Here is a 21,431-nt window from a genome sequence, read left to right as displayed (position 1 = left end):
CCCGCGCCGATAGGATCTTGTTGTGTCAGAACAATTTCGAGTGGAGCGAGCCGTGGCTGCCACACCGGCCGAGGTCTTCGCCATTCTCACCGACCCGCAGGGGCACGTCGCCATCGACAGTTCCGGCATGCTGATGGCCGCGAAAGGCGAGGTGGTCACCGGAGTCGGTGACACCTTCGTCGTGCACATGGACCGCGAGGCCCTCAACGACTATCCGCTGGGCCTGTACGACGTCACCGTCGAAATCGTCACCTTCGAGCCGGAGCGGGAGATCGCCTGGACCGTACGCGGGCGGGTCGAACCGGGCCACGTCTACGGTTACCGGCTCGAGCCGATCGAGGCGGGCACCCTCGTGACGTCCTACTACGACTGGTCCGCCGTTCCACAGGAATTCAAGGACGCCAAGATCTTCCCGGTCATCCCCGAAAGCGGACTGCGCGCCACCCTCGGCATTCTGGCCCGCACCGTCGCCCCGGGTAAGCCGCGCCCCGAACTGCCCACGCCGTAGGTTCGGCGGCAGGCAGGGCGCCCGATCGGCGCGCCGACCAGGGTTCAGAAGGTGAACTGGTCGCCGTAGGCGGTGGTCTGCACCACGCCCCTCGGGGTTGCCACGGTGGCGGTGACGAAGGGGACCGCCGACACCGGCGACGCGCATTGGGCGACGTTCAACGCGGCGTTGTTGAACATGATCTGATACGGGAACTCGGTGGTGTTGTCCAGCGCCGCGGTCGCCGTGGTCGCGGTGGTGACCTGACCGGGCCCCAAGGTCGCCGTCAAGACTTCGGTCAACCCCAGCGCCCCGCCCACGCTGGGGCCGAGGCTGATGTCGGGTGGGGTGACCGAAGCGCTGGGTGTGACCGTCCCACTCGGCGGGCTGACGGAGGCGCTCGGCGGGGTCACCGATGGGGAGATGGCGGCAGCCAAACCTTGGTTGGGCTCGATTCCGACGGTGACGCCGCCGGCCACGGTGATCCCGCAGCCGAGGATGAAGCCCGCGACGGCCTGACCGGACGAGATCGGGCCACCGTCCACGGTGACCGAGTAATTGCCCGACATCTGCGCGGCATGCGAGAACGTCATCAGAAAGTTCGGCGTCCGGTTACCGGGCGGATTCACCCCGACGGTGTCGACCGACGCCACGATGTGGATTCCCGCGCCGGACATATCCCCGGCGGGCGCCTGAGCCCGGACCGGGTCGGCACCCCAGGCCCATAGGCCGGCCAGAGTCACACTGACCGCGGCAGTCCCGGCCGTGGCGGTCATGAGCGCATGTCGCATAACTGGATCCTGTTCTCGTTCTCGAAGAGGCGTACGAGCTCGATACCGCAGGCGGAGATCCCGAATAGCAGCGTAACTGCATTTCATGCCAGACAGGTGCGCTGCGACACGCGTGTTGACCGGGGCCGAAATCGGGTGTGTCGAATCTGTGACCCCGCTGGGGAAGCCGTGCCACACAGGAGAAGTCGGCTCGCCCCGGCGGCCCGCCGAAATCGTCGACCACCGATCCGATCCCCCCGCCGCGGCCCTCCCCGAACCCCCTCGTCGTGCCGACGTTCACCCTCTCCCCCGGCCTTTTATCACTCCCAACCTCCCGGTTCCTCGATCGCGCTGAAGTCGCAGGGCCGCACGCCTGACCTGGCCGGACCGGGTATTCCCGACGACCCGGCCCGGTCAGTGAGCCTCATCCGATTTCATTAGTTAGCGACATGCAACTATATTTGCGTAGTTCGTTCGTAGACTTGCGGGAGGCTCTGATGGCTGCGGCCCCTACCACCGGTTTGGATGCCGGTGACGTCCAGACCATTCGGAGACGACTCCGGATCGAGCACGATCACCCGCGGTACAAGTGGGTGGCCCTGTCGAATACGACGCTGGGCATGCTCATGGTCACCATCAACTCGTCGATCGTGACGATCTCGCTGCCGGACATCTTCCGCGGCATCGGGCTCAACCCCCTGGAACCGGCCAACGTCAGCTACCTGCTGTGGCTGATGATGGGCTTCCTGCTGTCCTCGGCCGTGCTCGTGGTGATGTTCGGGCGGCTCGGCGACATGGTCGGGCGGGTGAAGATCTACAACTACGGGTTCGTGGTGTTCAGCCTTGCGGCCGTGGCGTTGTCGTTCGATCCGTTCACGCACGGCGGCGGCGCGGTCTGGCTGATCGCCTGGCGCGTGATCCAGGGTGTCGGCGGCGCGATGCTGATGGCCAATGCGACCGCGATCCTCACCGACGCGTTCCCGGCCCAGGAACGCGGGTTCGCGCTCGGCATCAATCAGGTCGCGGCCGTGGCGGGTTCGTTCCTGGGTCTGCTCATGGGCGGCGTGCTGTCGCAGTGGGATTGGAAGGCCATCTTCTGGGTGAGCGTGCCGTTCGGCATCCTCGGCACCATCTGGTCGTACCGCTCGCTGCACGACAATGGCCAGCGCAACCCGGGCTCACTGGATCTGCCGGGCACCATCACCTTCGCGCTGGGTCTGACGGCGCTGCTCACCGGCATCACCTACGGCATTCAGCCGCACGGGGATTCGAAGACCGGCTGGACCAACCCGTGGGTGCTGGGCGCGGTGATCGGCGGCATCGCGCTGCTGGCGGTGTTCTACGTGATCGAGACCAAGGTCGCGCAGCCGATGTTCAATATGGCGCTGTTCAAGAACCGGGCGTTCGCGCTGGGCAATATCGCCGGGCTGATGTCCTCACTGGGCCGCGGCGGTCTGCAGTTCATGCTGATCATCTGGTTGCAGGGCATCTGGCTGCCGCTGCACGGGTTCTCCTTCGAGCAGACGCCGCTGTGGGCGGGCATCTACCTGCTGCCGCTGACCGTGGGATTCCTTATCGCGGGCCCGGTTTCGGGCAAGCTGTCGGACAAGTACGGGGCGCGGCTGTTCGCCACCGTGGGCATGCTGATCACCGGTTTGACGTTCGTGCTGCTGGTGGTGCTGCCGGTCGACTTCGACTACTGGGTGTTCGCGCTCGTCATCGCCCTCAACGGTCTCGGCTCGGGTATGTTCGCCTCGCCGAACACCGCCGAGGTGATGTCGTCGGTGCCGGCCGCCCAGCGCGGTGTGGCCTCGGGCATGCGCGGCACGCTGTTCAACGGCGGTATGGCGCTGTCGATCGGCCTGTTCTTCTCGCTGATGATCATCGGCCTGTCGAATACGCTGCCGGACGCCATGAATACGGGCCTGCAGCAGCAGGGTGTGCCCGCGCCGGCGGCCGCGGCGATCTCGGACATGCCTCCGGTGGGCAGCCTGTTCGCGGCGTTCCTGGGCTACAACCCGATCAAGGAATTGCTCGGCCCCACCGGCACTCTCGATCAGCCCGGCGTCCACGGTGACGTGCTGACCGGTCAGGAGTTCTTCCCGCACTTGATCTCCGGCCCGTTCCACTCGGGACTGGTCGTGGTCTTCCTGGGAGCCGCGATTATGATGCTGATCGGCGCGGCGGCCTCCTGGTTCGCCGGTAGCCCGACTGTCACGGACGAGGCGGCCGAATTGCGTGAAGCCGCCCGCGAGGGAATCTGACGGAGGAGATCACGCTGCCCGAGCCCGCCAGTGTCGCCGACCCCGAACTGCTCACCGAGGCCGCCGACCTGTATCACTCCATCGGCCGCCTGCTGCGCCTGTTGCGTCACGCCGGCGACATCGGAGCGTTGAGTTCCGGCGCGGCCTCCGCCCTGGCGACGGTGGCCCGCTCGGGCCCCCTGCGCCTCGGCGATCTGGCCAATATCGAACGGGTCAGCGCCCCCACCATGTCCCGCATAGTGACGGGCCTGGAAAAGGGTGGCTACCTGACTCGCGGCGCCGATCCCGAGGACGGCCGGGCCCAGCTCCTCACCGCCACCGCGGCGGCCCACGACCTGGTCACCGGCCTCACCTCTGCGCGAATCCAACGATTCGCGGCCGCCCTGGAAACCCTCACTCCCGCCCAGCGCGCATCGGTCGGCTCGGGCCTCGACACCCTCATCGAGGCCCTGGACCAGTAGCGCCGGGTCAGGGTGCCAGGGTCGAGTGGATCAGGGTGTTCGGGTCGACGAGGTTGCGGAGCTTCGCCAGGCGCGGGTAGTTCGCGCCGTAGTAGCGCGACAGCGGGTCGCCCGGCTCCAGATAGTTGACGTACGCGCCGACCGAATGCGGGGCGAGGGTGGCGTGCGCGTCCGACAGCCAGGTCAGGGCGGAGTCGTGCGGGATCGGTTCGAACGCACCCCATTCCACCAGCGCCGCGTGCTCGCGCCACGGGAACGCGGTCGCGGTGGGGGTGAGGTCGCGGATGGCGCCGTCGAGGGTGTTGATCTGGACCCAGCCGGTGCCGCCGACGCTGGAGAACCGGGTCATCACGTCGAGGATGGCGGCGGTGACGTCGGGCGTGAGGGCCGGGACGATGTCGGAGCCGTTGGTGAATTCCGCGCGGGGCTGGTCGACGACGCCACCTGCCAGGTACAGCACGGTCTCCATGTGGCTGAGGGTGCGGACGTCGGCTTCCCGCGGCGCGATGCCGATCGCGTCGACGAGTGCGGCCGTCACGGGTTCGGCGGAACCCGCGGGGCAGACCAACTGCAACCAGCAGTGCAGTCCGCCGGATCCGTCGGCGTCCACACTGACATCGGCCCACTGCTCGCGCGGGGCCGCACGCAGCCATTCCTGCCAGCCGCTGATGACGTGTTCCGCGTCCTCGCCCCAGAAGGTCAGGCGCACCACATCTTTCGGGGTGGCGGGGATGGTGTCGAAGGTCAGCGAGGTGACGACGCCGAGCAGTGTGCCACCGCCGCGCAGCGCCCAGAACAGGTCCGGTCGGTTGCCGTCGGAGACTTCGGTGATGCTGCCGTCCGGCAGCACGAGGGTCGCCGCGGTGAGACGGTCACCGGTGAGTCCGTAGGCGCGGGATTCGAATCCGAGCCCGCCGCCCAGGGTGAGGCCCGCGACGCCGACGGTGGGGCACATGCCCGTCGGCAGGCTCCGCCCGAACCGGTCCAGTTCCTGATAGATCTCGTACAGGGTGTGCCCCGCGCGGACCACGGTCTGTTCGCCCTGGACCCGCACGCCGCGCAGCCCGCGCACGTCGATGATCAGGGTGCCGGTCGCCGTGGACTCCCCCGCATAGGAATGGCCGCCGGCGCGCGGGGCCACCCGCAGGTCGTTCTCGGCCGCGAATTCGAAGGCCGTGGCCACATCGCCGGTCTCGGCGACCTGCACGACCGCCGCGGGCATGTCGGGGTCGAACCGGGTGTTGAAGACCTGCTTGGCGTCCGAATAGCCCAGGTCACCGGGCGTGATCAGCCGACCGCGCAGCTTGCCCTGCAATGCACGCCATTTCGGGTCGAAGCTGCCGGTGCCCGACCCCGAAGCGCTGCCGGCGGCCCCCGCGTTCCCGCCCGCGGATCCGGTGTCGGGCGCCGCGACCGAGGCGGGCAGCCGGGTCGCCCCGGCGAATCCCACACCGGCGACCGCGATTCCGAACGCGCCGCGCAGAAACGTGCTGCGAGAGAAGTGGGGCCTCATACCAGGCTCCCCGAACCGGTCGAGAACCGCTGCGCCGCCGAGTTATTCACTTTCGACATCAACGTTCGCGACCCACCTATTCCCATCGGACGACACGGCACCAGTTGATCATGATTCACCGATCCCTCATTCGGCGAAACGAGCTTTGGCGTGTCAACCCCACGCCGCCTACCGAGACCCACTATCCGCCGGTGCATCCGGCGGAATCAGCCATCGAGCGTAAGTCTCCTCCGGCCTGACCGTAATGACATCCGCCCGCTCCACCAACTCGCCCGGCACCACCCCATCCTCGAAATGCGCCAGGCTCGGCACGATCACCGCGTCAACTCCCAAATTGCCCACCAACACCTGCAACCGATAAACCGGCCGGTCTGTATTAGCCCCCAGCACCGCAATCTTCCGAAGGTCATACCCCAAACGCTCCGCCAGAACCCGAATCTGCCGTTCATCCCACTGCCGGCGTGACCCGGACACATCTTCGCGGAGAAAACCCAGCGCCCCGGGGTTCATGATTCGCCCTCTCGTTCGTCGATCGTGCTGCCGGTGGATGCTGAGCCCAGGATCGGCCCGCAGAAATCCGGCGGCAATGGCACTTTCGAGCGACCACGCCCGAAAGTGCCACGAGCGCACTCAGTATTCGAGGTGGATCAGGTCGGCAAGACCGCGCATTTCCGTGGTGAGGGTCCGGCGTCTGCCGATGAGGCTGGTGAGCAGGTCCTTGGCGAGCCGCTGCTCGATCAGCCAGGGCCGGGCCTCATTCGAGAGCCTGAGCAGGATCTCCAGGGCCGGTTCGGGGCGAGCGAGATCCAGATGGGCGCGAGCGACATCGAGGAGGTGCCGGTTGCGATTGTCGGAGGTCGGGCGCAACCCGGAGGGGACTTCGCGGGCCAGGCGCACCGCGAGATCGGGCCGGTCGTCGATGACCGCATTCTCGACCCGCTTCATCGCCACCGTGGCCGGACCGAATGTCGTCCAATAGTCCTGATATCCACGTGGTTCCCGTTTGACGGCCACCGCGGCCGCCTGAGCGAAGCGCATCATGTCGTCGGCGTCATCGGGCCGGTTGTCGCGTATCGCCGCGGCCGATCCGCGCAGCAGCAGCCACCCCCAAGTGGAGAGTTCACGTTCGGTGCCGGTCGATATCCGCGGCTCGATCCTGTCCGCCCATTCGATCGCCAATTCGTCGACCTGCTGAAACCGCCCCTCCACCAGAAGGAGCCAGCACAGCGTGACGACCATGGACGCGCTGTCGAGAACGTCCTCACTCGATTGAGCCGCCGCGAGCCCGCGGTCGAGAACGGTGCGCGCGGTGCGTAATTGCCGTGTCTGCACCAGGACCGAGCCGGTCAATTGCAGAATGCGGCCCCGCAGCTGCGGCGAGACGACCTCGCTGTCCGCCACCAGGCCCGGCAGAATTCTCGCCAGGAGCTCATATCGATTCTCGTGATAGAGCCGGACCGCCGCGGCAAGTGTCTCGGCCACATCGCCTTCCGCGGGCGGCGCCGCCCGGACTCGCTCGGCGGGTGCCTCGATCGCCCGCCGAGTCGCCATCCACATCGCGCCGTTTCTGCTCTCCGGCGCACGTGGTGCCGAACCGATCAACGCGGTGAGTGGGCACCCCAACGCGACAGCGAGCCGCCGCAGCGTCTCGATGCGGGTATCGTCCCGCTCCCCCTGCTCGATCTTCCGAATCAGCGATAGCGAAACACCTGAGTTCGCAGCCAGTTCGCGCTGTGTGAGACCGCGACGCTTCCGAACCGACTGCACGCGCTGACCAAGGTCGCCGCTCATATCGCCCAGCCTAGGCCGCCCGCGCAGCAGCGGCCTGGGAGCGGAAGGTTCTGAGCGGCAAGGGGTCTGGCAGGCGGTTTCGGAATTGTCGGACCTCCGTGGTGGAGTATCCGTGTGGCGGCCCGGCCAGACGATCTCACCTGAGACCATCGACCGGGCTCTTTCGTGAAAAGGATGCAAGACGTATGAAGAAGCTTGTTACGACCTCCCTGGTCACCCTCGGTCTGATTGCCGCGATGGGCACCGCCCATGCCGGCAAGGACACCGAATGGCAGGTCGATGGCAGCTACCCCACCGAAGCCGCCTGTGACGCCGACGGCGAGACCGGCACCTTCACCCGCCCCGACGGCACCCAGCTCACCCCGGGCGACGACATCTACGAATGCACCCAGGGCGCCGACGGCCAGTGGTACCTGTCCATCTGGACCGACTGACACCCGGCCCGTGGCCCGCGCGCACCCCGCCCGGGCCACAATCACCCGATCCCCGGCCATCGGCGGCGTGATCTAGAGTGGCGGGTGCGACTGGCGTCACGTGGGTCTCACCACGAGGAAGCGCGAGATCGGAGCGTCGTCCGCCTGGGTGCTCCCGAACCTGAGTTCAGGAAGTGGTGCACCACATGGATTTGCGGTACGGCATGAATCCTCATCAGCGGGCCCGGATCGTCGATGGAAGTGACCGGCATGTCCGCGTGCTGCACGGGTCGGCGTCGATGATCAACTACCTCGATGCGTTGAATGCCTGGCAGTTGGTTGCCGAGGCGCGCAGCGCGACGGGCAAGGTGGCCGCTGCCTCGTTCAAGCATGTTTCCCCGGCCGGGGCGGCAGTGGCGGGGATGCTCGACGAAACCATGTGCGAGACCTGGGGGTTGGGCACGGCAGGGCTGGGACCGGTTGCCGCGGCGTATGTCCGGGCCCGCGACGCCGACCCGCGATCGTCTTTCGGAGACCTGATCGCGGTCTCCGATCCCGTGGACGACGAGCTGGCCGACCTGCTGGCGACGGTGGTGTCCGACGGCATCATCGCGCCCGGTTACGCGCCGGGCACCGTCGCCAAGCTGGCCCGCAAGAAACGCGGCCGCTTCCTGGTGGTCGACATCGACCCCGACTTCCGTCCCCCGGCTACCGAGATCCGCACGGTGTTCGGTGTCGCGATCGAGCAGGACCACGATCGTGAGCCGATCACCGCCGAGCTGCTCCACCCCGTCGGCGAACCGGCGTTCTCCGACAGCTCCACCACTGACGCGCTGCTGGGCATGATCACCGCCCGTTTCACCCAGTCGAACACGGTGGTTCTCATCCGTGACGGAATGACCGTCGGAGTCGGAGCCGGCCAGCAGTCACGCATCGACTGCACCCACCTCGCGGGTGCCAAGGCACGCACCTGGTGGATGCGCCGCCACCACAACATCCGAACCCTCCCACTCCCGACGGATATGCCCCGCCAGCAACGGCTGAACTGGCAGATCGGCCTCGCCGCGGGCACCGTCACCACCCGAGAAAACGGTGAACTCGCGAACCTCCTGACCCGCCCGGGCACCCCGATCGAGGAGCGTGACCGCACCGAATGGGCCCGAGGACTGACCGGCCTCACCATGGTCTCCGACGGCTACCTCCCGTTCCGGGACAACGTGGACGCCGCCGCAGCATTCGGTGTATCGGCGATCGTCGAACCAACAGGAGCCCTCCAACACGACACCATCGCCGCCGCGTGCCGCGACCACCACATATCCCTGACCCGCACCGACCTCCGCATGTTCCACCACTGACCGCCCAGTCAGCCGTGGAGGTAGCGGACCAGGGAGTCGCGTTCGGTTTCGAGTTCGGAGATTTGGCTCTTCACTACGTCGCCGATGCTGACTATGCCGATCATCTGGCCGTCTCGGAGGACCGGGAGGTGGCGGATGCGGTGTTCGGTCATGGTGGCGTTGAGGGTTTCGACGTGGTCGTCGGGGGAACAGGTGTGGATCGCGGCGGTCATGATGGTGGCGACGGGGGCGTCGAGGAGGGCGGCGCCGTCGCGGTGCAGGCTGCGGACGATGTCTCGTTCGGAAACAATGCCCGTCATGGCGACGCCGTCCGTGGAGACGATGACCGCGCCCACGTTGTTTACGGCCAGGGTGTCGAGCAGTTCGCGCACTGTTGCATCGGGTGCAATCGTGACGACTTCACTGCCCTTCCGGCGCAGGATTTCAGAGATTCGCATATGCCCACCGCCCAACGCTCGGGACTGTCGATGACTACTAGGATGCCGCTGATAGCCGCCCGTGACCAGCAAAGATTGCGATTCGATGCATAAGCGGCCGTGAGGGCATCGACGACGAATTCGGTAGCCCGATAGACGGCTGGATTCGGCGCGCGAAGTCGGGTGAATGGCACGATCCGTCGCAAGTGTCGAGCCGAAAGAGCGGCTCGGTCGCGCTAGATTGTGCGACGGTTCCTGGGCTCATGCGCCCCGGGACTGTTCGAGGGGTGGAGGTCGCCTCCCCGTCGTCATACCCGGTTGACCGGGGAGGCGGCCTCCCCCGGTCAACACTGAATCCCGCATCCCGACCGTGCAGCCCCTCCCGACACGTAGGTGCGGAACAGATGCAGGATCCGAGTATCGAGCCGAAGCCGGTCCCGGGCATCGATCAGCCATTGCAGCTAACGACTGGCAACTCTTCAGCCGCGCACCATCGCGGTCCCGGGCCGCCGCCGCAACGCTTCGCAGGCGCCCGAATACCCGAGGGCGATGTGAACATGGTTGCTACGGAATGCGATTCGCTTGCCCCACCAGCTCGTCCGTCCACACGTCGGTTTCGATGAGGCGTTGCGTGATGCCTCCCCCCATTCGCGGGACGCTACCGGTCGCGGATTATGAACCACCCGCGATCGACGCATTGCGCGACAGGCGATTCCGCGACGCGTGCACGAGTTCCGGTGAAGCTGCCCCACGCTCCCCCATCTGCGACGTAGCATGCGGAACGTGGCCGATGCCAAACGTCCCGCCGCCGTGCGGGTCCTCGTTTACAGCAGTGATGCCGATACCCGCAGCCAGGTCATGACGGCGCTGGGTAGACGGCCGCATCCGGAGTTGCCGCCGATCGACTACATCGAGGTGGCGACGGGGCCGGTGGTCCTGGAGCGGATGGACGCCGGCGGACTGGATCTGCTGATCCTCGATGGCGAGTCGGCCCCGGAGGGCGGGCTCGGCCTGGCCAAGCAGCTCAAGGACGAGATCGCCGAGTGCCCGCCGATCGTGGTGCTCACCGGCCGGCCCGATGATGCCTGGCTGGCGAATTGGTCGCGCGCGGAGGCGGCGGTGCCGCACCCGATCGACCCCATCCGGCTGACCGACGCTGTCCTGAGTGTGCTCGGTAATAGCTTCGCGGTCTGATCTTCCACTGCCCGGTGCGACCAGGGCAAACCCGTGTCACGGGACAAAAGTGATTGCGTCCAATCGGTCATAAAAGACCGTTCCGAATTCGATCAAACGCGATCGCGAATCGTCATGTATCTTCTCGTGCGAGTTGTAATCTGTGCCGTAGCTCACAGGAGCGCGGGGAGATGCATGACTGCCATGCACCACTGACATCATCACCCCTCCGCGCCCGCTGCCGTCCGTAGTGCGTCGTCCAGTTCGCAGGAGGGGTAGTGCTGAAGTGAATATCGAGGTACCGACCCTGGTTCTCGGCGCGGTCGCCGCCGCGTTCGGGGTGTTCTCCATTTTCCTGGCGGCCCTGATCGGCCCCAAACGCTACAACCGGGCCAAGCTCGAAGCCTATGAATGCGGCATCGAACCCACCCCGCACGCCGTCTCCGGTGGGCCGGGAAATGCTGCGGGCCAGCGCTTTCCGGTGAAGTACTACCTCACCGCCATGCTGTTCATCATCTTCGACATCGAGATCGTCTTCCTCTACCCGTGGGCCGTGCACTTCGACGCACTCGGAGTGTTCGGGCTGGCCGCCATGGCGTTGTTCATCTTCAACGTCTCGGTCGCCTACGCCTACGAGTGGCGGCGTGGTGGTCTCAGCTGGGATTGATTGGCGCACAGGGGATTTCCAATGACACACCCCGTGCGAGGCGGGGTGTCCCGATCCGGGAGATGTAGTCGCACATGGGTCTCGAGGAGAAACTGCCCAGCGGGTTCCTGCTGAGCACGGTGGAAGATATGGCCGGCTATCTGCGCAAGAGTTCGCTGTGGCCGGCGACGTTCGGCTTGGCGTGCTGCGCGATCGAGATGATGGCCACCGGCGGCGGGCGATTCGATATCGCCCGCTTCGGCATGGAGGCGTTCCGCGCCTCCCCGCGCCAGGCCGATCTGATGATCGTGGCGGGCCGGGTGAGCCAGAAGATGGCCCCGGTGCTGCGTCAGGTGTACGACCAGATGACCGAACCGAAATGGGTGCTGGCCATGGGTGTCTGCGCATCCTCGGGCGGCATGTTCAACAACTACGCCATCGTGCAGGGCGTCGACCACATCGTGCCGGTCGACATCTACCTGCCGGGCTGCCCGCCGCGGCCGGAGATGTTGTTGAACGCGATCCTGAAGCTGCACGAGAAGATTCAGGAGATGCCGCTCGGCGTCAATCGCGAAGAGGCCGTGCGCGCGGCCGAAGCCGCCGCGCTCGCCAGCACCCCGACCATTCAGCTGAAGGGGCTGCTGCGATGAGCTTCGACGCACCTGTCGGCACGGAGAGCCCCCCGGAGGCGGCCGTGGAACCCACTGAGAACACACCGGAATCCGCCGACACCGCACCATCCGGACCGACGGCCCGGCCCACGCCGCCCGCCGACGAGGTGATCGGCGTCCGTCAGGGCATGTTCGGTGTCACCGGCACCGGCGACACCTCCGGCTACGGCCGCCTGGTCCAGACCGTCGCCATGCCCGGCGGCACCCCCGCCCCCTACGGCCCGGTCTTCGACGAGGTCATCGCGCATCTGCGCCTGGCGCTGGCGAAGACCTTCGACGAGGCGGTGGAGAAGATCGTCGTGTTCCGCGGCGAACTCACCCTGCACATCCGCCGCGATCACCTGGTGCTGGTCGCGAAGACGTTGCGCGACAACGAAGCCCTGCGCTTCGAACTGTGCCTGGGCGCCAGCGGCGCGCACTATCCGGAGGACACCGGGCGCGAGTTGCACGCGCTCTACCACCTGAACTCGATCACCCACAACCGCCGCCTGCGGCTGGAAGTCTCTGTGCCGGACAGTGATCCGCACCTGCCGTCCCTGTATTCGGTGTACCCCACCGTCGACTGGCACGAGCGGGAGACCTACGACTTCTTCGGCATCCTCTTCGACGGTCATCCGTCGCTGACCCGCATCGCCATGCCCGACGACTGGCGTGGCCACCCGCAGCGCAAGGACTATCCGCTCGGCGGAATCCCGGTGGAATACAAGGGCGCGCGCATCCCCCCGCCCGACGAGCGGAGGACGTACTCCTGATGAACAACATCGACACCGAGTCCCGTCGCAACACCGAGGAACGGCCCGAGCGAGCGGTCACCCTGGTGGGAAACGATTGGGACGAGATCTCCGCGAGCCTGGACGGGGTCGCCGAGGAACGCATCGTCGTGAACATGGGCCCGCAGCACCCCTCCACGCACGGAGTGCTGCGGCTGATTCTCGAGATCGAGGGTGAGACCGTCACCGAAGCCCGCTGCGGCATCGGCTATCTGCACACCGGCATCGAGAAGAATCTCGAATACCGCAGCTGGGTGCAGGGCACCACCTTCGTCACCCGCATGGACTACCTGTCGCCGTTCTTCAACGAGACGGCGTACTGCCTGGCGGTGGAGAAGCTGCTCGACATCACCGACCAGATCCCCGAGCGGGTCAATGTCATTCGGGTCATGCTCATGGAACTGAACCGCATCTCCTCGCATCTGGTGGCGCTGGCCACCGGCGGCATGGAACTGGGCGCGCTGACCCCGATGCTGTTCGGCTTCCGTGAACGCGAACTCATCCTCGACGTGTTCGAGACCATCACCGGTCTGCGCATGAACCATGCCTACATCCGTCCCGGCGGCCTGGCCCAGGACCTGCCCGACGACGGCGTGCAGAAGGTGCGAGAACTCCTCGACCTGCTGCCGACCCGGCTGCGGGACATGGAAATGCTGCTCAACGAGAACCCCATCTGGAAGGCCCGCACCCGCAATGTCGGCTACCTGGACCTGACCGGTTGCATGGCACTCGGCATCACCGGCCCGATGCTGCGCTCCACCGGCCTGCCGCACGATCTGCGCAAGTCCCAGCCCTACTGCGGTTACGAGAACTACGAGTTCGAGGTGCAGACCGACACCGGCTGCGACTGCTACGGCCGCTACCTGATTCGCGTCAACGAGATGAAGGAATCGGTCAAGATCGTCGAGCAGTGCCTCGACAAGCTGCGGCCGGGCCCGGTCATGGTGGAGGACAAGAAGATTGCCTGGCCTGCCGACTTGCAGCTGGGGCCGGACGGCCTCGGCAACTCGCCGAAGTACATCGGCCAGATCATGGGCACCTCCATGGAATCGCTGATCCACCACTTCAAACTGGTGACCGAGGGTCTGCGGGTCCCGCCCGGCCAGGTGTACGTGGCGGTCGAGTCTCCGCGCGGCGAGCTGGGCGTGCACATGGTCAGCGACGGCGGCACCCGCCCCTACCGGGTCCACTACCGCGACCCCTCCTTCACGAATCTGCAAGCGGTGGCGGCGATGTGCGAGGGCGGCCTGGTCGCCGACGTGATCGCGTCCGTCGCCTCCATCGACCCGGTAATGGGAGGTGTGGACCGATGACCGAGATCCTGCTGAACCTGACCACGCGGCCGATCCCGTTCCCGCCGGAGGCGCACGACCGGCTGCAGGTGGAGGCCCGGGAGATCATCGCCCGGTACCCGCATCCGCGTTCGGCACTGCTTCCCCTGTTGCACTTGATGCAATCGGTGGAGGGGTACGTGTCGGGCACCGGCATCGAATTCTGCGCCGAGCAGCTGGGTTTGACCGATGCCGAGGTCACGGCGGTGGCCACCTTCTACTCCATGTACCGGCGTACGAACACCGGCGACTATCACGTCGGGGTCTGCACGAACACGCTGTGCGCGGTCATGGGCGGCGATCAGATCCTCGCCGACCTGAAGCAGCACCTGGGCGTCAAGAACGGTGAGACGACCGCCGACGGCATGGTCACCCTCGAGCACATCGAGTGCAACGCCGCCTGCGACTACGCGCCGGTCATCATGGTCAACTGGGAGTTCTTCGACAATCAGACCCCGGAATCGGCCAGGGCGCTGGTGGATTCGCTGCGCGGCGAGCAGCCGCCGACGGGTTCGCGCAGCGGCATCCCGCCGTGCACCTTCCGCGAGACCGCCCGCATTCTCGCCGGCTACCCGGACCAGCGGCCGGGCGCCACCGACGGCGTGGCCGGACCCGCTTCGCTGGCCGGTCTGCGTGCCGCCGAACAGCATTCGACCGACGGAGGCGCGCGGTGACGACTGCCCTGACACCCGTCTTCACCAAGCACTGGGCGGATCCGGACGGCTGGACCTTGGCGTCCTACCGCGGCCAGGGCGGCTATCGCGCGCTGCCGAAGGCGCTGCGCATGAACCCGGACGAGGTCATCGCCACCGTCAAGGACTCCGGATTGCGTGGCCGCGGCGGCGCGGGGTTCCCGACCGGCATGAAGTGGGGCTTCATCCCCCAAGGTCCCGGGCCCGACGGCACGACGAAGCCGCACTACCTGGTGGTCAACGCCGACGAGTCGGAACCGGGCACCTGCAAGGACATTCCGCTCATGCTGGCCACACCGCACACCCTCATCGAGGGCGTGATCATCGCGGCCTACGCCATCCGCGCCTCACACGCGTTCATCTACGTGCGCGGCGAGGTGGTGTCGGTGCTGCGGCGTTTACAGGCCGCGGTCCAGCAGGCCTACGACGCCGGGTATGTGGGCCGCAATATCCAGGGTTCGGGCTTCGACCTGGAGATCGTGGTGCACGCCGGTGCGGGCGCCTACATCTGCGGTGAGGAGACGGCGCTGCTGGATTCGCTGGAGGGCCGGCGCGGCCAGCCGCGGCTGCGACCTCCGTTCCCGGCCGTGGCGGGCCTGTACGCCTGCCCGACCGTGGTCAACAATGTGGAATCCATTGCGTCCGTGCCGCTCATCCTGGCCAATGGCGTGGACTGGTTCCGGTCGTTCGGCACCGAGAAGTCGCCGGGCTTCACCCTCTACTCGCTCTCCGGTCACGTGACGCGACCGGGGCAGTATGAAGCGGCCCTCGGAATCACGTTGCGCGAGTTGCTGACCTACGCCGGCGGCGTCCGCGCGGGGCACACCCTCAAGTTCTGGACCCCGGGCGGCTCGTCGACCCCGTTGTTCACCGCCGAACACCTCGATGTCCCCCTCGACTACGAGGGTGTCTCCGCGGCCGGCTCCATGCTCGGCACCAAGGCGTTGCAGATCTTCGACGACACCACCTGCGTCGTGCGAGCCGTGCTGCGCTGGACCGAGTTCTACGCCCACGAATCCTGCGGCAAATGCACCCCGTGCCGCGAAGGCACCTATTGGCTGGTCCAGCTGCTGCAGCGGCTCGAGAACGGCCAGGGCGACCCGACCGACCTGGACAAGCTGGCCGATATCGCCGACAACATCAACGGCAAATCGTTCTGCGCCCTCGGTGACGGCGCGGCCAGCCCGATCTTCTCCTCCCTGAAGTACTTCCGCGACGAGTACGCCGAGCACATCCGCCTCGGCGCCTGCCCGCTCGACCCGGCCCGCACCACGGCCTGGGCCGACGAAGGAGTGCGATGACCTCGACAGTCAGCTCCAGCACCAGCGGCGGGGTGACCCCTGCCGACATGGTGACCGTAACCATCGACGGCACCGAGGTTTCCGTGCCCGCCGGAACGCTGGTGATCCGCGCCGCCGAACTGATCGGCGTCCAGATCCCGCGTTTCTGCGACCATCCGCTGCTGGACCCGGTCGGCGCGTGCCGGCAGTGCCTGGTGGAGGTCGAGGGGCAGCGCAAGCCGGTCGCCTCCTGCACCCAGACCGTCGCCGACGGCATGGTGATCAGCACCCAGGTCTCCTCGCCCGTCGCGGCCAAGGCGCAGGAGGGAGTGATGGAGCTGCTGCTGATCAACCATCCTCTCGACTGCCCGGTGTGCGACAAGGGCGGCGAATGCCCGCTGCAGAACCAGGCCATGTCCGCGGGGCGCGCCGAATCCCGCTTCGACGGTGAGAAGCGCACCTACCCCAAGCCGATTCCGCTGTCCTCGGCCATCCTGCTGGACCGGGAACGCTGCGTGCTGTGCGCGCGCTGCACCCGCTTCTCACAGCAGGTGGCCGGTGATCCGTTCATCGATCTGATGGAACGTGGTGCGCTGCAACAGGTCGGGACGGCCGCCGGGGAGCCCATGGACTCCTACTTCTCCGGCAACACCGTGCAGATCTGCCCGGTCGGCGCGCTCACCGGCAGCACCTACCGCTTCCGCGCCCGGCCCTTCGACCTGGTGTCGAGTCCGGCGGTGTGCGAGCACTGTGCGAGCGGCTGCGCCCAGCGCACCGATCACCGGCGCGGGAAGGTCATGCGGCGCCTCGCCGGGGACGACCCGCAGGTCAATGAGGAATGGAACTGCGACAAGGGTCGTTTCGCGTTCGCCTACCTCACCGAGAAGGACCGGCTCACCACCCCGCTGGTGCGCAGCTGGGACGGCAGCCTGCAACCCGCGTCCTGGTCCGAGGCGATCGGCGCGGCCGCGCGCGGGCTGGCGGCGGCGCGCGGCAACGCGGGCGTGCTGGTCGGCGGCCGGGTCACCTTGGAGGACGCCTACGCGTACTCGAAGTTCGCCCGGGTCGCGTTGAACACCAACGACATCGACTTCCGGGCCCGCGAGCACTCCGCCGAGGAGGCCGACTTCCTGGCCGCCCGGGTCGCGGGTCAGGGCATCACGGTCGACTACGCGGCCCTGGAACGCGCGCCGTTCGTGCTGCTGGTGGGCTTCGAGGCCGAAGAGGAATCGCCGATGGTGTACCTGCGGCTGCGGAAGGCCGCACGCCGCAACGGCACTCCGATCTACTCGCTGGCCCCGTACGTCACCCGCGGTCTGCAACGACTGTCGGGCACGCTGCTGCCGGTCGCCCCGGGCGCCGAGCCGCATGTGCTCGAGGCGATCCGGACCGGTGAATCCAGTGACGTCACCGCCGGATACACCCGGCTGCGTGAGGTCGCGGACCTGCTGCGCGAGCCCGGTGCGCTGATCCTGGCCGGCGAACGGCTCGGCGGAATTCCCGGTGGACTGTCCGCGGCCGCGCGCCTGGCCGACGAATCCGGCGCCACCCTGGCCTGGATCCCGCGCCGGGCCGGTGAGCGTGGCGCTCTGGAGGCCGGTGCGCTCCCGGTGCTGCTGCCCGGTGGGCGGCCGGTCACCGATCCCGGTGCGCGCAAACAGGTTCGGGACGCCTGGAGCGCGGCCGAACTGCCCGGCACGCCCGGTCGCGACACCGCCGCCATCCTCGCCGCCGCGCCGACCCTGGGCGCGCTGCTCATCGGCGGCGTCGAGGTCGGCGACATGCCCGACTCGCACGCCGCGCTGCAGGCCATCGACGCCGCCGGCTTCGTGGTGTCGATGGAGTTGCGCCGCAGCGACATCAGCGACCGCGCCGACGTCGTCTTCCCGGTCGCCTCGGCCATGGAGAAGGCCGGCACCTTCCTCACCTGGGAGGGCCGCCACCGCCAGTTCGAGGCCGCGTTGCGCGACTCCACCGTGCGCCGCGAGGCCGCGCCGATGCCCGAATACCGGGTCCTCGACGCCATCGCCGCCGAGATGGGCACCCCGCTGGGCCTGCGCGACGCCGCCGGCGCCCGCGCCGAACTCGCCGACCTCGGCGTGTGGGACGGAGCTCCGGCGCCGACGCCGGTGCATCGCCCGCATCCGCTGACCCGGCCGCACTCGGGTCACGCGGTCCTCGCGTCCTGGCGCATGCTGATCGACCGCGGCCGCCTCCAGGACGGGGAACCCAACCTGGCAGGCACCGCCCGCACCCCCGTGGTGCGGCTCTCGGCCGTGACCGCCGCCGAGATCGGCGCCGCCACCGGCGATCCGGTGACCGCCGCCACCGATCACGGCCACATCACCCTGCCCCTGGTCATCACCGAGATGCCCGACGGCGTGGTGTGGCTGCCCATGAATTCCCCGGGTTCCGACGTGCTGGTGCAGCTCGGCACCACACCCGGCCACCTCGTGCGCATCCGACGGGAGGATCACCGTGAGTGACCTGAGTATGTTCGGCCACGATCCGTGGTGGCTGGTGCTGGTGAAATCCATCGGCATCTTCGTATTCCTGCTGCTCATCCCGATGCTGGCGGTGTACGCCGAGCGAAAGATCGTGGCGTTCATGCAGATGCGCGTCGGACCCAACCGGGTCGGGCCGCGCGGCTCGCTGCAGTCCATCGCCGACGGCGTGAAGATGCTCCTCAAGGAGGACATCATCCCGGCCATCGTGGACAAGCCGATCTTCATTCTCGCGCCGGTGATCTCGCTGATCCCGGCCGTCATGGCGTTCGCGGTCATCCCGTTCGGACCGCAGGTCTCCATGTTCGGGCACAAGACCATGCTGCAGCTGACCGATATGCCGGTGGGTGTGCTCTACATCCTGGCCATGGCCTCGGTCGGGGTGTACGGCATCGTGCTGGCGGGCTGGGCGTCGGGCTCCACCTATCCACTGCTGGGCGGACTGCGCTCCACCGCGCAGGTGATCTCCTACGAGATCGCCATGGCGCTGTGCTTCGCGGCGGTGTTCCTGCTCTCGGGCACCATGGCCACCTCGGGAATCGTCAAGGCGCAGAACGGAACCTGGTACGTCTTCCTGCTGTTGCCGTCGTTCCTGATCTACGCGGTGTCCATGGTCGGCGAGACCAACCGTGCGCCCTTCGACCTGCCCGAGGCCGAGGGCGAGCTGGTCGGCGGCTTCCACACCGAGTACTCCTCGCTCAAGTTCGCCATGTTCATGATGGCCGAGTACATCAATATGGCGACCGTGTCCGCGCTGGCCACCACGCTGTTCTTCGGCGGCTGGCACGCGCCGTTCCCGATCAGCCTGTGGGCGGGCGCGAACTCGGGCTGGTGGCCGATGCTGTGGTTCACCGCCAAGGTGTGGACGTTCCTGTTCGTGTTCATCTGGCTGCGCGGCACACTGCCCCGGCTGCGCTACGACCAGTTCATGAACCTGGGCTGGAAGCTGCTGATCCCGGTGTCGCTGGCCTGGGTCATGTTCGTCGCGACCTTGAAGGTGCTGCAGAACAACGGGATCCACATCCAGACCGCGGGCATGGTGATCGGCGGGCTGGTGGTCGCGGCCGTCCTGCTGGGACTGGTGATCCGGGCCGGGCGCGCGGGCTACGACCGTGCCAACGCCTCGCCGGACCCGGACTCCACCCGGATGTACTCGGACTTCCCGGTGCCGCCGATGCCGGCCACACCGATGGCGTCCACCCCGAAGCCGGATCTGCTGGCGCCGCTGGGCGGGTTCATGGTCACCGCTTCCACCATGTTCAAGACGCCCAACACCGAGCTGTACCCGGAGGTCAAGACCCCGACCGCGCCGCGCTATCACGGCCGGCACCAGCTCAACCGGCACCCGGACGGGCTGGAGAAGTGCATCGGCTGCGAGTTGTGCGCCTGGGCCTGCCCCGCCGACGCCATCTACGTCGAGGGCGCGGACAACAGCGAGGACGAACGCTTCTCTCCCGGTGAGCGTTACGGCCGCGTCTACCAGATCAACTACCTGCGCTGCATCGGCTGCGGGTTGTGCATCGAAGCGTGCCCGACCCGGGCGCTGACCATGACCAACGAGTACGAGATGGCCGACGACAATCGCGCCGGGCTCATCTACGAGAAGCAGGATCTGCTCGCCCCGATGCAGCCGGGCATGGTCGCCCCGCCGCACGCCATGTACCCCGGCGCGGACGAGGGTTCCTACTACCGCGGCGAAGTCCCCGGCGCGGCAAGCGAACTCGCCGAAGCGGAAGGGACCAAGCAATCATGATCACCGACCTGATGGCCCAACCCGCGCAGCAGATCGTCACCCACACCTCCACCGGTGAGGCCGTGCAGTTCTGGATCCTCGCGGTGGTGGCGGTGCTCGGCGCGCTCGGCATGGTCTGCGCGCGCAAGGCCGTGCACTCGGCGCTGTGCCTGGCCGCCAGCATGATCACGCTCTCGGCGTTCTACATCGCCGAGAGCGCGCTGTTCCTGGGCATCGTGCAGATCGTGGTCTACACCGGCGCGGTCATGATGCTGTTCCTGTTCGTGCTCATGCTCGTCGGCGTGGATTCCGCGGAGTCGCTGCGGGAGACGCTGCGCGGGCAGCGGCTCGCGGTCGTGGTGGTGGGCATCGGATTCGGGATGCTGCTCATCGGCGGCATCGCCCGCGGCATGGAGAGCAAGAGCGTCGCCGAGACCGGGCCCGGCCTGGGCGGCAACTACTCCATCGGGGCGCTGGCCGAACTCATATTCGTGCGCTACGTGTGGGCGTTCGAGCTGACCGGCTCGCTGCTGATCACCGCCACCATCGGCGCCATGGTGCTCGCGCACCGCGAGCGGTTCGGGCCGCCGACCGATCAGCGCACGCTGTCCAAGGAACGCTTCCGCCTGGGCACGCGGGTCACGCCGCTGCCCACACCCGGCGTGTACGCCCGCCACAATGCCGTCGACGCGCCCGCGCGGCTGCCCGACGGCTCCTTCGAGGAGCTGTCGGTGAGCACCATCCTGCGGCACCGCCGCAATCGCGCCCACACCGAAGCCGTGGTGCTGACCGTCGGCGACGGCGGCGACCTCGACGGCCGGAACGGCAACAACTCCCATGAGGAAGGCCAGCGGTGAATCCGGACAACTATCTGTATCTCTCGGCCCTGCTCTTCACCATCGGCGCGGCCGGAGTCCTGGTGCGGCGCAACGCCATCGTGGTGTTCATGTGCATCGAGCTGATGCTCAACGCGGTGAACCTGGCCTTCGTCACCTTCGCCCGCGTGCACGGCAACCTCGACGGCCAGGTCTTCGCGTTCTTCACCATGGTGGTGGCCGCCGCCGAGGTCGTGGTCGGGCTGGCCATCATCATGAGCATCTTCCGTGCCCGCCGCTCGACCTCGGTCGACGACGCGAACCTGCTGCGGTACTGACATGGATAC

Annotated in this window: 21 protein-coding genes and 1 riboswitch; of the genes, 16 read left to right on the top strand and 5 right to left on the bottom strand. The window is 67.4% G+C overall.

The features are described 5' to 3' along the window. The first annotated feature begins 22 nt into the window (after positions 1 to 22). Positions 23 to 508 carry an SRPBCC family protein gene (locus tag ACYVKL_RS27750; protein ID WP_379166081.1) on the top strand — a complete coding sequence of 162 codons (486 nt, stop codon included), beginning with the start codon at positions 23 to 25 and terminating at the stop codon, positions 506 to 508. A 44-nt stretch (positions 509 to 552) separates the two neighbouring features. On the opposite strand, the gene ACYVKL_RS27745 is transcribed toward ACYVKL_RS27750, so the two are convergent. Next, positions 553 to 1,278 carry an MspA family porin gene (locus tag ACYVKL_RS27745; RefSeq protein ID WP_379166080.1) on the bottom strand — a complete coding sequence of 242 codons (726 nt, stop codon included), beginning with the start codon at positions 1,276 to 1,278 and terminating at the stop codon, positions 553 to 555. A 476-nt stretch (positions 1,279 to 1,754) separates the two neighbouring features. On the opposite strand from ACYVKL_RS27745, the gene ACYVKL_RS27740 reads away from it, so the two are divergent. Continuing rightward, positions 1,755 to 3,521, top strand: a complete 1,767-nt coding sequence (locus ACYVKL_RS27740; RefSeq protein ID WP_379166079.1) for an MFS transporter — start codon at positions 1,755 to 1,757, stop codon at positions 3,519 to 3,521. Positions 3,522 to 3,622: 101 nt separating this feature from the next. Beyond that, positions 3,623 to 3,982: a MarR family winged helix-turn-helix transcriptional regulator gene (locus ACYVKL_RS27735; protein WP_379166078.1), complete on the top strand. Its 360-nt coding sequence runs from the start codon at positions 3,623 to 3,625 to the stop codon at positions 3,980 to 3,982. Positions 3,983 to 3,989: 7 nt separating this feature from the next. Here the strand turns inward: ACYVKL_RS27735 and ACYVKL_RS27730 are convergent, their stop codons facing one another. From ACYVKL_RS27730 to ACYVKL_RS27720, 3 genes are all read right to left on the bottom strand, one after another. Further along, positions 3,990 to 5,495, bottom strand: coding sequence for an FAD-binding oxidoreductase (locus tag ACYVKL_RS27730; RefSeq protein WP_379166077.1), 1,506 nt, complete (start codon positions 5,493 to 5,495; stop codon positions 3,990 to 3,992). Between the two features lie 168 nt (positions 5,496 to 5,663). Continuing rightward, a complete protein-coding gene (locus tag ACYVKL_RS27725; protein WP_379166076.1) occupies positions 5,664 to 6,005 on the bottom strand; it encodes a hypothetical protein in 342 nt (113 codons plus the stop codon). A gap of 120 nt (positions 6,006 to 6,125) precedes the next feature. Then, positions 6,126 to 7,436 carry a helix-turn-helix domain-containing protein gene (locus tag ACYVKL_RS27720; protein ID WP_460773268.1) on the bottom strand — a complete coding sequence of 437 codons (1,311 nt, stop codon included), beginning with the start codon at positions 7,434 to 7,436 and terminating at the stop codon, positions 6,126 to 6,128. 35 nt (positions 7,437 to 7,471) lie between these two features. Between ACYVKL_RS27720 and ACYVKL_RS27715 the strand changes: the two genes are divergently transcribed. Both ACYVKL_RS27715 and ACYVKL_RS27710 read left to right on the top strand, forming a co-directional pair. Then, positions 7,472 to 7,720, top strand: a complete 249-nt coding sequence (locus ACYVKL_RS27715) for a hypothetical protein (protein ID WP_379166073.1) — start codon at positions 7,472 to 7,474, stop codon at positions 7,718 to 7,720. 76 nt (positions 7,721 to 7,796) lie between these two features. Further along, a riboswitch (ZMP/ZTP riboswitch) is annotated at positions 7,797 to 7,877 on the top strand. Positions 7,878 to 7,905: 28 nt separating this feature from the next. Further along, the gene (locus ACYVKL_RS27710; protein WP_379166072.1) at positions 7,906 to 9,054 is read left to right on the top strand and encodes a phosphoribosylaminoimidazolecarboxamide formyltransferase; all 1,149 of its coding nucleotides are present in this window, start codon (positions 7,906 to 7,908) and stop codon (positions 9,052 to 9,054) included. Between the two features lie 8 nt (positions 9,055 to 9,062). Here ACYVKL_RS27710 and ACYVKL_RS27705 read toward each other — a convergent pair whose 3' ends face one another. Then, complete coding sequence (locus ACYVKL_RS27705; protein ID WP_379166071.1) at positions 9,063 to 9,491, bottom strand: CBS domain-containing protein; 429 nt, start codon at positions 9,489 to 9,491, stop codon at positions 9,063 to 9,065. Between the two features lie 753 nt (positions 9,492 to 10,244). Here ACYVKL_RS27705 and ACYVKL_RS27700 point away from each other — a divergent pair. The 11 genes from ACYVKL_RS27700 (at position 10,245) to nuoK (ending at position 21,422) form a co-directional block, all read left to right on the top strand. Beyond that, complete coding sequence (locus ACYVKL_RS27700; protein WP_379166070.1) at positions 10,245 to 10,664, top strand: Rv3143 family two-component system response regulator; 420 nt, start codon at positions 10,245 to 10,247, stop codon at positions 10,662 to 10,664. Positions 10,665 to 10,929: 265 nt separating this feature from the next. Beyond that, positions 10,930 to 11,310 carry an NADH-quinone oxidoreductase subunit A gene (locus ACYVKL_RS27695; protein WP_213555296.1) on the top strand — a complete coding sequence of 127 codons (381 nt, stop codon included), beginning with the start codon at positions 10,930 to 10,932 and terminating at the stop codon, positions 11,308 to 11,310. 74 nt (positions 11,311 to 11,384) lie between these two features. After that, a complete protein-coding gene (locus ACYVKL_RS27690; RefSeq protein ID WP_357196545.1) occupies positions 11,385 to 11,939 on the top strand; it encodes a NuoB/complex I 20 kDa subunit family protein in 555 nt (184 codons plus the stop codon). Further along, positions 11,936 to 12,712 (top strand): NADH-quinone oxidoreductase subunit C, encoded by a 777-nt coding sequence (locus ACYVKL_RS27685; protein ID WP_379166068.1) that lies wholly within the window; start codon positions 11,936 to 11,938, stop codon positions 12,710 to 12,712. Before ACYVKL_RS27690 ends, ACYVKL_RS27685 begins: the two co-directional genes overlap by 4 nt. Continuing rightward, positions 12,712 to 14,043 carry an NADH dehydrogenase (quinone) subunit D gene (gene nuoD, locus ACYVKL_RS27680; RefSeq protein WP_379166067.1) on the top strand — a complete coding sequence of 444 codons (1,332 nt, stop codon included), beginning with the start codon at positions 12,712 to 12,714 and terminating at the stop codon, positions 14,041 to 14,043. The genes ACYVKL_RS27685 and nuoD overlap by 1 nt, the downstream gene beginning before the upstream one ends. Continuing rightward, positions 14,040 to 14,735: an NADH-quinone oxidoreductase subunit NuoE gene (nuoE, locus tag ACYVKL_RS27675; protein ID WP_379166066.1), complete on the top strand. Its 696-nt coding sequence runs from the start codon at positions 14,040 to 14,042 to the stop codon at positions 14,733 to 14,735. The genes nuoD and nuoE overlap by 4 nt, the downstream gene beginning before the upstream one ends. After that, complete coding sequence (gene nuoF, locus ACYVKL_RS27670; RefSeq protein WP_379166065.1) at positions 14,732 to 16,054, top strand: NADH-quinone oxidoreductase subunit NuoF; 1,323 nt, start codon at positions 14,732 to 14,734, stop codon at positions 16,052 to 16,054. The genes nuoE and nuoF overlap by 4 nt, the downstream gene beginning before the upstream one ends. Continuing rightward, the gene (locus tag ACYVKL_RS27665; protein WP_379166064.1) at positions 16,051 to 18,519 is read left to right on the top strand and encodes an NADH-quinone oxidoreductase subunit G; all 2,469 of its coding nucleotides are present in this window, start codon (positions 16,051 to 16,053) and stop codon (positions 18,517 to 18,519) included. The genes nuoF and ACYVKL_RS27665 overlap by 4 nt, the downstream gene beginning before the upstream one ends. A 7-nt stretch (positions 18,520 to 18,526) precedes the next feature. Then, a complete protein-coding gene (nuoH, locus tag ACYVKL_RS27660) occupies positions 18,527 to 20,290 on the top strand; it encodes an NADH-quinone oxidoreductase subunit NuoH (RefSeq protein ID WP_379166681.1) in 1,764 nt (587 codons plus the stop codon). Further along, entirely contained in the window at positions 20,287 to 21,126 is an 840-nt protein-coding gene (locus tag ACYVKL_RS27655; protein ID WP_379166062.1) for an NADH-quinone oxidoreductase subunit J, read from the top strand. Before nuoH ends, ACYVKL_RS27655 begins: the two co-directional genes overlap by 4 nt. Then, on the top strand, positions 21,123 to 21,422 hold the full coding sequence (nuoK, locus tag ACYVKL_RS27650; protein ID WP_040808323.1) for an NADH-quinone oxidoreductase subunit NuoK: 300 nt from the start codon (positions 21,123 to 21,125) through the stop codon (positions 21,420 to 21,422). The genes ACYVKL_RS27655 and nuoK overlap by 4 nt, the downstream gene beginning before the upstream one ends. The last annotated feature ends 9 nt before the right edge of the window (positions 21,423 to 21,431 follow it).

Source organism: Nocardia tengchongensis, assembly GCF_054781395.1.
The sequence above is the reverse complement of the archived record's forward strand: the minus strand, read 5'-3'. Positions and strand labels throughout refer to the sequence as shown.